This is a genomic window from Kitasatospora sp. NPDC038210, from assembly GCF_055600605.1.
In genome coordinates this window covers 410,278-422,058 of the sequence record NZ_JBVJYK010000002.1, presented here as the reverse complement: position 1 = coordinate 422,058, position 11,781 = coordinate 410,278, and the positions used below count along the sequence as shown (strand labels likewise).

Genomic DNA, 11,781 nt, shown 5'->3' with positions numbered 1-11,781 from the left:
TGGTCAGAGCGCACGGAGTCCATTGATCACGTCTCGCAGCAGGCGCTCGTCCGGCAGCTCGGCGAGCGGAACGGGTCGGGTGACGCTGATCAGGTCGGCGTCGTAGAGGTCGCCGAGCAGCACGCGCACCACGCTGACCGGCAGGTCGGTGAAGGAGCCGAGTTCGGCGACGGAGAGCGGCTCGTTGCGGCACAGGGCCAGCAGCGTCTGGTGTTCCGGGTCGAGGACGTGCGCGGGCACGGCCCCCGCGTCCGGCCCGGGCTCGGCGGCGGTGATCAGCGAGATCAGGTCGAACAGGCCCTCCTCGACCGGCCGGGTGCGACCGCGCGTCATCGAGTAGAGCCGCACCACCGGGCCGGCCTCGTCGTCGAACCAGCGGTCGTCGACCGGGGTGCGCGGACGGAAGAGGTCGACCTCGGGTCCGTCCGGGTCCACCTGCTCCACGTCCGCCGGAGCGTCCGTGCCCGGGGGCGCCCCCGCACCCGGGGACGCGTCCGCGCCGGACGGCCCGTCCGCGCCCACCGGCACGTCCGGGCCGTCTGGCACGTCGGCCTTCGGATCCGCCATCGGCCCGCTCATCTCCCCGGCGGGGCGGTTTCGGTGCGCGGCTCGGCGGCCATGTGCTCGCCGACCCGCTTGACCAGCAGGGCCATCTCGTAGGCGATCTGGCCGATGTCGGCCTCGGCGTCGCTCAGCACGGCGAGGCAGCTGCCGTCGCCCGCGGCCGTGATGAACAGGAACGCCTCGTCCAGCTCGACCATGGTCTGCCGGACGCCGCCGACCTTGAAGTGCCCGCCGGCCCCCTTGGCCAGGCTGTGGAACCCGGCCGCGACGGCGGCCAGGTGCTCGGCGTCCTCGCGGTCGAGCTCCCGGGAGGCGCCGGTGGCCAGGCCGTCGCTGGAGAGGATCACCGCGTGCCGCAGGGCCGCGACGCGCCCCACGAGGTCGTCCAGGAGCCAGTTGAGGTCCCCGGACGGCTGCGTCGAAGTGGTCATGAATCAGTTCCTTCCGCTGGAGCGGGTGGTGCAGGTGATGCAGGTCGTACTGGTGGTACAGGCCGCACGGGTGGTACCGGTCGCACGGCCGGTGCCGGTCGTAGGGGTGGTACCGGCTGTGCCGATGAATCGGGTGTGCCGGGTTGTCCGGGCAGTACGGGTGAGCCGGTGCCCGGGCCGCGACGGACCGGCGGTCCGGACTGCGGCCGACGGGCGAGCGGGGCCAGCCCGGTGTCCGTGGGGGCGGTCAGCGCCGCCGGGGCGGGTGCCGGGGCGATCGCCCGGCGGGACGGGTCCGGCGGCTGCCAGGGCAGTACGGCTGCCACCCGGTCGCGGGACGATCCCCCGCGGCCCTTCGACGCCTTCTCGCGGCCCTCCGACGTGCCGTCGCGGTCCTTCGAGGCACCGTCGCGGCCCTCCGTCGAGGCGTCGCGGTCCTTGGCGGCACCGGCACGGCCCACCGGGGCGGTCGCGCCGCGCCCGCGGGTGAAGCCGCGCTGGAACGAGGCGAAGGTCGCCCGGGCCTCCTCGGGAGAGCGCTCCCGCACGTCCGCGGCGTCCGGAACGGATCCGGAGTCCCCGGTCGTACCGTCCCGCCCGTCGGCGCTGCGGAATCGTTCCTTCAGCTGCTCCGTGCGCTGCTCCCTGAGCTGCGGCGCCAGGTTCGCCTGCCGGACCCGACGCGGCAGGCCGCCCGCCGTCCGCGGCGCGGCGTCGGCCGAGGGCACCTCGGCGCCGACAGCGGGGCCGGTGGCACCGGTGGCACCGGTGGCACCGGTGGTCCCGGCAACCTCAGCCGTCCCGGTCGTCCCCGCAGCCGCGGCCGTGCCGACAGCGCCGGTCCCGGCGGTTTCAGCGGCTTCGGCAGCTTCGGCGGCCTCGGCGGCCTCGGCGGCCTCGGCGGCCGCGAAGGCCTCCTCGGCCGCGGCCACCACCAGGTCGTCCCGCCGGTGTCGCCCCGTCCCCGGCGCCTCCCCGGCGTCCGCCCCGGGCCCGGGGACCAGGACCGGTCCGCCCTTGCCCCGCGAGGCCCGGCGCGGCAGACCGCCCGCCGTACGCCCCGCCTCGGGCACGGAGGGCCGCGGACCGCCCGTCCCCCGGTGCCGACCGCCCGCTCCGGCACCCGTACCGACACTGGATCCGACACTGGATCCGGCACTGGCACCGGCTCCGACAGCGGTGGACGAGCCGGACGCGGAGCCCGTCGAGGCCCCGGAGGAACGCCCGGCCAGGGTCCCGGTCGAAGCCCCCGCGCCCGGCCCCGGCACCGCGACGAGGTCCCGCTGCCCGCGACGGCCGCCACCGCCGGCCGGGCGCCGCCCGGCCGAGTTCGGCTCCGCCAGCCCGTCCGGCGCCTCCGCGAGGAGTTCGCGCGGGATGAGCACCACCGCCGTCGTCCCGCCGTACGGGGACGGCCGCAGGTGCACCCGGATGCCGTGCCGCCGGGCCAGCCGACTCACCACGAAGAGGCCGAGCCGGTCGGTGTCGGCGAGGTCGAACTCCTGCTCAACGGCGAGGCGTTCGTTGATCTCGGCGAGCAGCTGCTCGCTCAGCCCGAGCCCGCGGTCGTCGATCTCCAGGGCGAAGCCGTGCGCCACCACCTCGCCCTGGACGGTGACCTGGGTGGTCGGAGGGGAGAACACCGCGGCGTTCTCGACGAGTTCGGCGACCAGGTGGGTGACGTCCGCGACGGCACTGCCGAGCAGTCCGGTGCCGGGGAACGGCCGGACGGTCACCCGGGCGTAGTCCTCGACCTCGCCGACCGCCGCCCGGACCACGTCCACCATCCGGACCGGCTTGCGCCAGGCGCGCCCGGGCGAGCCGCCGGCCAGGATGATCAGGCCCTCGGCGTGCCGGCGCATGCGGGTGGTGAGGTGGTCGACCTTGAAGAGGTCCGCCAGCTCCGCAGGGTCCTCGGTGCGGCGCTCCATGGTGTCGAGCAGGGTGAGCTGGCGGTGCAGCAGCACCTGGCTGCGCCGGGCCAGGTTGACGAACACCGCCGAGACGCCGCGCCGCAGGTCCGCCTGCTCGACGGCGGCCTCGACTGCGGCGCGCTGCACCGCGTTGAAGGCCTGGCCGACCTGCCCGATCTCGGCGTCCCCGAAGTGCAGCTCGGGCGCCTCGGTGGCCACGTCCACCGGCTCGCCGCGGCGCAGCCGCAGCATGACGGAGGGCAGTCGGGTGCCGGCCAGCTCGTTCGCCGCGTTGCGCAGTCCGATCAGCTCACGGGCCAGGCCCCGGCCGATCCGGAACGAGATCAGCACCGACAGCACGACCGCCACCAGGCCGACCGCACCGGCGATGCCGCCGCGCCAGAGCATCCCGATCGCGGCGGACCGGGCGCGGTCGTCCAGTCCGGCGGCGATCCGGGTGTTGATCTGGGAGAGGTCGCCGAGCGCCCGGTCCGCGGTCTCCCGCCAGGAGTCGCTGTTGAGCGCCTGGACGACCCGGTCGGGGCCGCCGGCACCGACGAAGTCGGCCTCGGCCCGGGCCAGGGCGCTCCAGGCCTCGCCGCCGCGGAGGGCCGCGTAGTCGGACTGGTCGGCGGGTTCGAGCTCGGCGATGTAGACGGTGAACAGCGCCTGCTGGTTGTGCAGGGCGTCCAGCGCGATCTGGTACTGCTCGGCGGTGGGCTTGGTGACGCTGGTGCGCAGCCCCTCCATCGCCGCGTCCTCCTGCGCCAGGTACTCGCGGGCGCGTGAAAGCTCGATCAGGATGGTTCCCTGACGCGGGAGTTGCCCGCTCTGCCGGGCGACGTACGCGGAGCGGAAGCCGAACACCGGCTTGACCAGGTCGCTGTACTGGTCCAGCGCGAACTCCCAGTTGAGCGCCAGACGGCCGACCTGGGAGCGCAGCGGCCCCATCTGGTCGGCGGCCGCGATGATCTGCACGAAGCGGCCGCGCTGGGCGGTGGAGAGCTTGTTCCCGGAGCCGTCCTTCTTCTGCCGCAGCACGGTGAGGCTGCGGTCGGTGGCGGCCTTGGCGTGCTCGTAGGCGTCCCGGGCGACGGGTGAGCGCGGGTCGGCCAGGCGCTGGACGGCGGCGCGGCGCTCGTTCTGCAGGTCGGCGGCGTACTGGTCGACCGGGCCCGAGAACTCCTTGTACGTACGACTGTTCCTCAGCTGGCTCCAGACGTCCCCGGTGGTGGCGAGGGTGGCGTACACCCACAGGGCGGTGAGCGCCACGATGGGCACCAGGAGCAGCGCGATGATCTTCGCGCGGATCGAGCTGCTGCGCAGACGCATGGAGTCCTCGGTCGGGAAGTGCCAGGCGCGGACGGGGAGGGTGGGAGCCGTGGAAGCGGTGGGCGCGGCGGGAGGGGAGCGGCTCGGCGGGAAACGGTGGGGAACGGTACGGGGAACGGTGAGGAGGGTGCGGAAGGGGCTCCCGGCCACGGGTCTGCGCGACTCTACTACGCCCTGACCACTCGTTCGAGGGGCGAACCACTCCACTTCTCCACCTTGCCCCGCACACGTCAAAAACCGGTCCCAATCACCCCCTCTTCGTGTCCGGATCATCCGCAGACGTCCGTCTTTTCCGGTCGGTCCGCACGCCGCTCCCCCGCCCCGCACCCTCGCCGGCTCCTCCCCGAGTCCTTCCTGGGTCCTTTCTGGATCTTCCCTGAGTCCTCCGCCGACCCTCCTCCGCCCCCCTCCCGGCCTCCCCGATCACGACACCATCCGAGCGGACCCGTGCCGATCTCGTCGCGTCACCGGTGCAACCCTGGGCAGTGACGGAGCGATCCGATAGTTTCGCTCCACCCGCACAACCGGGCGCCGCCGCCCAGGCGGCCGGAGGACGGGCGGGCCGGGCCGGCAGGAGCCGCCGGGACACGCGAACTGGGGAGGACCGTGCGCGAGTTCACCACCCCCGCCGCGGCCGTACCCGAGGTCGCCGGAGGACTCGCCGACTCCCTGTACGACACCGCCGAACGCACCCCCAACCTGGTCCAACTGTCCTGGCGGGCCGCCGACGGGCAGTGGCAGGACGTCACCGCCCGGGAGTTCCGGGACCAGGTGCTCGCCCTGGCCAAGGGACTGCTCACGCACGGCGTGCGCTACGGCGACCGGGTCGCCCTGATGTCCCGCACCCGCTACGAGTGGACGCTCTTCGACTACGCGCTCTGGTCGATCGGCGCGATCACCGTCCCGGTCTACCCCACCGCCGCCCCCGAGCAGGTCCGCTGGATCCTCGCCGAGACGCAGGCGGTGGCCTGTCTGGTCGAGGACGAGGACGCCGCGATGACCGTCGGCGCCGTCTGCGACGCACTGCCCGACCTCACCGGCATCTGGCAGCTGGACCGCGACTGCGTCGCCGCGATCACCGAGGACGGCCGCGGCGTGCCCGACTCCCTGGTGCACCGCCAGCGCCTGGGCGTCGCCGCCGGGAACATCGCCACCGTCGTCTACACCTCGGGCACCACCGGCCGCCCCAAGGGCTGCCTGCTCACCCACGCCAACCTGGCCTCCGAAGCCGACGCACTGCTCGCCGGCTGGGGGGACGTCCTGCGCGACACCGGCGGCAACCAGCCCGGCACCCTGCTGTTCCTGCCGCTCGCCCACGTCTACGGGCGGGCCGTGCAGATCGCCGCACTCCGCGGCGGCTTCCGGATCGGCCACGTCCCCGAGGTCTCCACCGACGCGCTGCTGCCCGCGCTGGACACCTTCCGGCCGACCTTCCTGCACGCCGTCCCGTACGTCTTCGAGAAGATCTTCCAGCAGGCACGGCGCACCGCCGAGGACTCCGGGCGCGGCGAACTCTTCGAACAGGCCCGGCAGGTGGCCGTCGACTGGGCCGCCGCCCGGGAGCAGAAGGCCTTCGGGCGCGGCCCCGGACCGAGCACCGCCCTGCGACTGCGCCACCTCGCCTACGAGCGGACCGTCTACCCGAGACTGCGCGCGGCACTCGGCGGCCGGGTGCGCAGCGTGATGTGCGGCGGCTCCTCGCTGCGGCGCGAGCTGGGCCTGTTCTTCACCGGCGCCGGCCTCCAGCTGTACGAGGGGTACGGTCTGACCGAGACCTCCGCGGCGATCACCGCCAACCCCACCGGGCGGCAGAAGCTCGGCACCGTCGGGCAGCCGGTGCCGGGGGCCACGGTGGCGATCGCCGACGACGGCGAGGTGTGGGTACGCGGCGGATCGGTGTTCGGCGGCTACCTCAACCACCCGCAGTGCACCGCCGAGTCACTGGTCGACGGCTGGTTCGCCACCGGCGACCTGGGCCGGCTGGACGAGGACGGCTACCTCACCATCACCGGCCGCAAGAAGGACCTGATCGTCACCAGCAGCGGCAAGAACCTCGCACCGTCGATCCTGGAGGAGCGGGTCGAGGCGCATCCACTGGTCTCCCAGTGCCTGGTGGTGGGCGACGACCGCCCGTACGTGGCCGCGCTGATCACGCTCGACCCGGCGGCCCTGGCGCACTGGCTGAAGTCCCACGGCCGGGAGCAGCTGGACGCCTGGGCGGTGCTCGCGGACGAGGAGCTGCACACCGAAGTCCAGCGCGCGGTGGCGGCGGCCAACACGGCGGTGTCGCGGGCCGAGTCGATCCGCGCGTTCCGGCTACTGCCACGCGAGTTCAGCCAGGAGCAGGGGCTGCTGACGCCCTCGCTCAAGCTGCGCAGGGGCGCCATCGCGGAGTACTACGCGGAGGACATAGAGGAGCTGTACCTCTCCTGATCGGCGTGTCCGCGCGGGGTTCCGGCGGATTCTGACAGTCCGTCTTGTCGCTTGCGGCGGCGACTCGGTGGCGGACCGGTTCACCTGCCGTTCCCTTGACGGGCCGATTGGTCCAGTCCATTGTTTCTCTTCGGTCCGAGTGCGACGTACCACCACCCCCTTTGCGCACGCCCCCTTGCTCACGCTCACTCCTGCTCGTGCTCACTCCTGCTCACGTCTGCTCCTGCTCACGTCTGCTCCTGCTCACGTCCGCTCTTGCTCACGCCCTCCCCACGGGCGTCCCCCACTCGCTGGAGTCCTCACGTGTCGATGTCCACGCGCCCTTCTGCGCGCTTGTCCGCGCGCCTGTCCGCACTCGCCGCCTCCGTCGCGCTGCTCACCGCCTTCGCCGTGCCGGCAGCCTCCGCCGACGGCGCGACGGCGCCCGCCACGCGCGCCGCAGCAGGCGCGACTGCGGCGACAGTCAACCTGGCGACCGACCCCGGGTTCGAGGCGCCCGCCCCGAACCTCGCCGACTGGGGCAGCATCCCCGGCTGGAGCTGCACCGGCGGCCCCGCCGAAGCGGCCGTCACCACCACCGCCCCGCACTCCGGTGCCTCCGCACTGACCGTCACCCCGGCGGACGCCGACTCCACCGGCGAGTGCGTCCAGACCGTCGCGGTCCGGCCGGACACCACCTACACCGCCTCCGCCTGGGTCCGCGGCGACTTCGTCCACCTGGGCGTCACCGGCACCGGCAGGGACCTCCCGCCCGCGTGGACGGAGAGCACCGGCGGCGGCTGGCAGCGGCTGACCACGCGGTTCACCACCGGTCCCGCCGCGCGCAGCGTCCGGCTGTACGTCCACGGCTGGTACCAGCAGGGCCCCTTCTCGGTGGACGACGTCCGGGTGGACGGCCCCGCGCCCGCCCCGGCGGTGGCGGCGAGCTCGGTCCCGACCAGCGACAAGGTCGTCTTCTTCACCGTGGACGACGGCTGGCAGCGCACCCCCGAGGCGGAGCAGTTCATCGCCGACCACCGGCTGCCCATCACCGCCTTCCCGCTGCCGATGCCGGCCGGCACCGCCCCGGCCTTCTTCAAGCGGGTCACCGCCGTAGCCGGCTCCTCGGTCCAGGACCACACGGTCTCCCACTCCGACCTCAGCAAGCTCCCCCTGGACCAGCAGCAGGTCGAGGTCTGCGACGCCCGGGACACCATGACCCGCCTCTTCGGCACCACGCCGGTGGTCTTCCGCCCGCCGTTCTTCGCCTGGAACGCCGACACCCTGCAGGCCGCCGCCAACTGCGGCATCCGCACCGTGCTCACCGCCGACGCCGACTTCAGCTGGGGCGCCGCCAACATCTGGCACCCGGGCCCGCTCCAGCCGGGCGACGTCATCATCATGCACTGGACCGACACCCTGGCCACCGACCTGCAGCGCGCCCTCGCCGCCGCCGACGCCGCCGGCCTCAAGCCGGCCGGCCTGGTCGACTACCTGCGCTGACCCGCCGCCCCCCATTGCCCGCCCTGGCCGCCGCACCGCCGCTTCCCCACCGGGGAGCTGCGGTGCGGCGGCGCGGGCGGCACGGGCGGCACGGTTCGAGGAAGTGACTGGTGATCATGTCCGTTGACAGTGCACCCGCGGCATGGCTCTAATGGGGGCGTGCAGCGCGGCGCCGGCCAAAGAGCAGTGGGCCGGCCGGTGGCCGAGCGAGCACCTTTCCGAAGGGACGACGCGCGATGAGCACGCTCTCCGTTTCCCTGATCTGACGCCGGGCGGTCACCCCGCGGTGTCCGCGTGCGCGATGCGCCGCCCCTTACTGTCACCGCGGTGGTGCCGCGACTCCTCTTCACTTCCGGAGACTTCACCACACACGCATGCCAATGTCCTTCAATCTGAATGTCATCGAAGAGTTCCGCGCCAACGGCGGGCGGGTCGGCGGCCCGTTCGAGGGCGGCGACCTGCTGTTGCTGACCACCACCGGGGCCCGCTCCGGGCGGCCGCACACCGTGCCGCTCGGGTACGTCCGGGCGGAGGGGCTGCTCCTGGTCGTCGCCTCGGCCGCCGGAGCGCCGGAGCACCCGCAGTGGTACCGCAACCTGCTGACCCACCCCGTGGTCCGGGTCGAACTCGGCACCGACACCTTCGACGCGGTCGCCGTGCCCGCCGAGGGCGCCCGGCGGGAGCGGCTGTTCGCCGCCGCCGTCCGGAAGGCTCCGGGGTACGGCGACTACCAGGCCCACACCGAAAGGGAGTTGCCGGTCGTCGTCCTGGAACGGGAGCGGCCCGGAGCCGCACCGACCGGCGAGGCACCGGTCGTGCGTACCCTCGCCGACAAGCTGCTGGAGGCGCACGGCTGGCTCCGCGCCCAGCTGCACCACGTCCGGGAGGAGGCGCGCGCCCACGTCCCCGGCCTACCGGCCGGACTCGGGCTGCAGCTGCGGCAGCACTGCCTGGCGTTCTGCGACGGGCTGGCCCATCACCACACCGGCGAGGACACCGCGGTCTTCCCCGCCCTCGCCCGCAGCCACCCGGAGCTGGCCGACGTGCTCGCGCGGCTCGACGAGCAGCACAGGGCGATCGGACGGATCAGGGACGAGCTGGTGGCGCTGCTGGCCGGGATCGAGGTCAGCGAACCGGAGCGGCTCCGCACCGAACTGGACCGGATGTCGGCCGAGCTGGAGGCGCACCTCGACCACGAGGAGGCCGAGCTGCTGCCGGCCCTCGCCGGCATCCCCTTCCCCCCGACCGGACCCGCCCGCGCCGGGAGCGCTCCGGACAGGTAACCGAAGCGCTGCTGCCGCCGTCCCCTCCCCGTGCCTCCGGAGGGGGCGGCGGCAGCCGCTGCGCTGCGGTGGTCGAACGGCTCCCGACGAGCCGTTACGACTGCGAGAAGACCGGCAGGTAGCCGCCGGCCTGGCCGGAGGCCTTGGGGTGGTAGCTCTCGTCGATCGGCAGGGTGGTGCTGTTCAGCCAGGTGGTCAGGCTGCCGCAGATCTCGTGGTTGGTGAAGATGTTGCGGACGTCACCGAACGCGAAGCCGGCATTGGCGGCGCGCTTGGCGAGGACGCCGTCCAGAGTGTCGGCGGCGCCGTTGATGGCGGCGCGCTTGGTGTCGCCGATGCCGAAGACGCAGTCGCCGCCGACCTTGTAGATGTGCGGGTAGCCCATCACCACGACGTGGGCGTTGGGCGCCTTGGCCTTGATCGCGGAGTACACGGCGTCGAGCTGGCCCGGCAGGGTGTTGAGGGCGTAGTTCTTGGCCGTGTTGACGGCGTTGAGGCAGGAGCTGTCGGAGCCCAGGACACAGGTCTGCATCGTGTCCGCGAAGCCGGCGTCGTTGCCGCCCACCGAGATGCTGACCAGCGTGGTGCCGGCGTCCAGGGCCGAGATCTGGCTGTTGAGGATGTCACCGGTCCTGGCGCCCGAGCAGGCGACGAACTTGAAGGAGGACGGCGAGTGCGCGTTCTTCCACAGGTACGCGTACGCGTTGGTGCTGCGCTTGCAGCTACCGCTGTCGCTCAGGTAGCTGCCGGCGCCGACACCGGAGGAGTACGAGTCGCCGAGGGCCACGTAGTTCACACCGGCCGCGTTGGCGGACGAGGCGGCGAAGAGCGTCGTCATGGTGAGGCCTGCCGCAATCGCGGCAATGGACAGGGCACGGGCAGGGCGGGGCATGACACCTCCAGGGTGGGGGTGGAGAGTGGGGGGCGTGGCGTGGGTCACAGAAGTGATACCAGGCGGTAGGGGAACCCGGAAGCGCTCATGCCAAGGATATTGACGGAGCGTCTGATAGCTCAGAGGTGAACTGCCGCCAACAGTCCGTGAGTTCGCACTGGTCAGTGCGGGTGGGTTTTGACGCGCGTAGCGTTTTGCGCGCGGACCGGCAACTTGCGGAAGTTCAGGGCGCGGTAAACCTGGAGTCGATGTCCGACCACCGTTGAGTCAGTTTCGACCCGGTCGGCAGTCCGGGCGAGAGCGCGCCGACGGGCGCGCGGGGACCGCGGCGGGCGTGGGAAGGCCGCAGGCGCGAGCGGACGGGCGGACGGGCGGACGGGCGGACGCCGACAAGCCGACAAGCCGACGAGCCGACGGGCGGGCCGACACGCTGACGGACCGACGAGCGCGAGCGGGCCCTGGACGAACGCTGCCGTGAGTCGCGTTCAGAACCGGGCGCCGGGCGCGGGCCACGGGACGACGGACACCGCTCGGGCCCCGGGCGCGACGGTCTAGCGACCCGGGTACACGGTGCCCGGCGAGACCGTGCAGCCCCCGACCGGCAGCTCCTCGATCGCCTCGTTCGCAGCCTCGGGCACGCCGAGCCAGCGGACGGCGGTGGCGACCGCCGCCCGGGCCTGGCGCAGCCCGGGCGCGCCCCAGCCCAGCAGCTCGACGGCGAGCCCGGGCGCGACCAGCAGCCGCCGGTAGTGGCGGCCCGAGGCCGGGTCGGCGACGCTCGGACCGACCGCCCTCAGTGCCGCCGCCATCCGGACCCGCGCGCACTCGTGCCCGCCGTTCGCCGAACCGACCCGGTCGTAGAGGTACCCGAGGTAGTACGGCCGGCCGATCACCGCCTGCGCCTCCTCGGCGGCCTCCCTGGCCAGGGCGGCCGCGGGGTCCCCGGCGTCCTCCGGTTCCAGCGAGCCGCCGGGAAGCGAGCAGATCCCGTCCCTGGGGTTCACCAGGGTCAGTACCCGCCCGTCCGGGGCGAACAGCCACCCCCAGGACTGCTTGACCGGCAGTCCGTCCGGCACCTGCTCGCCCGGCCGCCACGGCCAGCCCGCCGTGGGGCGGCGCCGGACCTTCCCGAGCAGCTCGGCGATCTCCGCGCTGTACTCGATCGGGCTCATGCTCTCGCCTCGCGGCGCTCGACGGGGGCGTCGGACCACCGGGTGGAGGCCTCGACCCTGCCCGGGGTCACGCCCCCGCCCGAGGCCGCGGCCCCACCCGAGGCGCTGACCTCGCCGGAGGCCTTGCGCTCACCCGGGGCATTGACCTCACCGGAGCCATCGCCGGAGACACCACCGGAGCCGGCGGCGGTGGCGTGCGGCTGCGCGCGTCCTCCGGCGCCGAGCTCGCTCCGCTCGCTCATGCGTCCCCCTCTCGCTGTCGGGCTCGCCGGACCGGCG

9 protein-coding genes are annotated in these 11,781 nt (G+C 73.6%); 3 read left to right on the top strand and 6 right to left on the bottom strand.

The window, feature by feature from the left end; genetic code table 11:
- Positions 1-3: 3 nt before the first annotated feature.
- From ACZ7KX_RS05365 to ACZ7KX_RS05355, 3 genes are all read right to left on the bottom strand, one after another.
- Entirely contained in the window at positions 4-435 is a 432-nt protein-coding gene (locus tag ACZ7KX_RS05365) for a DUF742 domain-containing protein (RefSeq protein ID WP_470325564.1), read from the bottom strand.
- A 140-nt stretch (positions 436-575) separates the two neighbouring features.
- Positions 576-995 (bottom strand): roadblock/LC7 domain-containing protein, encoded by a 420-nt coding sequence (locus ACZ7KX_RS05360; protein WP_350526220.1) that lies wholly within the window; start codon positions 993-995, stop codon positions 576-578.
- Positions 992-4,240: a sensor histidine kinase gene (locus ACZ7KX_RS05355; RefSeq protein ID WP_470325394.1), complete on the bottom strand. Its 3,249-nt coding sequence runs from the start codon at positions 4,238-4,240 to the stop codon at positions 992-994. Before ACZ7KX_RS05355 ends, ACZ7KX_RS05360 begins: the two co-directional genes overlap by 4 nt.
- A 606-nt stretch (positions 4,241-4,846) precedes the next feature.
- On the opposite strand from ACZ7KX_RS05355, the gene ACZ7KX_RS05350 reads away from it, so the two are divergent.
- From ACZ7KX_RS05350 to ACZ7KX_RS05340, 3 genes are all read left to right on the top strand, one after another.
- The gene (locus ACZ7KX_RS05350; RefSeq protein ID WP_470325393.1) at positions 4,847-6,673 is read left to right on the top strand and encodes an AMP-dependent synthetase/ligase; all 1,827 of its coding nucleotides are present in this window, start codon (positions 4,847-4,849) and stop codon (positions 6,671-6,673) included.
- Positions 6,674-7,006: 333 nt separating this feature from the next.
- A complete protein-coding gene (locus ACZ7KX_RS05345) occupies positions 7,007-8,155 on the top strand; it encodes a polysaccharide deacetylase family protein (RefSeq protein ID WP_470325392.1) in 1,149 nt (382 codons plus the stop codon).
- 374 nt (positions 8,156-8,529) lie between these two features.
- The gene (locus ACZ7KX_RS05340) at positions 8,530-9,438 is read left to right on the top strand and encodes a nitroreductase/quinone reductase family protein (RefSeq protein WP_470325391.1); all 909 of its coding nucleotides are present in this window, start codon (positions 8,530-8,532) and stop codon (positions 9,436-9,438) included.
- A 94-nt stretch (positions 9,439-9,532) separates the two neighbouring features.
- On the opposite strand, the gene ACZ7KX_RS05335 is transcribed toward ACZ7KX_RS05340, so the two are convergent.
- The 3 genes from ACZ7KX_RS05335 to ACZ7KX_RS05325 all read right to left on the bottom strand — a co-directional run bounded on the left by ACZ7KX_RS05335 (position 9,533) and on the right by ACZ7KX_RS05325 (position 11,744).
- Positions 9,533-10,276 carry an SGNH/GDSL hydrolase family protein gene (locus ACZ7KX_RS05335; RefSeq protein ID WP_470325390.1) on the bottom strand — a complete coding sequence of 248 codons (744 nt, stop codon included), beginning with the start codon at positions 10,274-10,276 and terminating at the stop codon, positions 9,533-9,535.
- A 605-nt stretch (positions 10,277-10,881) separates the two neighbouring features.
- On the bottom strand, positions 10,882-11,502 hold the full coding sequence (locus tag ACZ7KX_RS05330; protein ID WP_470325389.1) for a hypothetical protein: 621 nt from the start codon (positions 11,500-11,502) through the stop codon (positions 10,882-10,884).
- The gene (locus tag ACZ7KX_RS05325; protein WP_470325388.1) at positions 11,499-11,744 is read right to left on the bottom strand and encodes a hypothetical protein; all 246 of its coding nucleotides are present in this window, start codon (positions 11,742-11,744) and stop codon (positions 11,499-11,501) included. The genes ACZ7KX_RS05330 and ACZ7KX_RS05325 overlap by 4 nt, the downstream gene beginning before the upstream one ends.
- Positions 11,745-11,781: the final 37 nt, after the last annotated feature.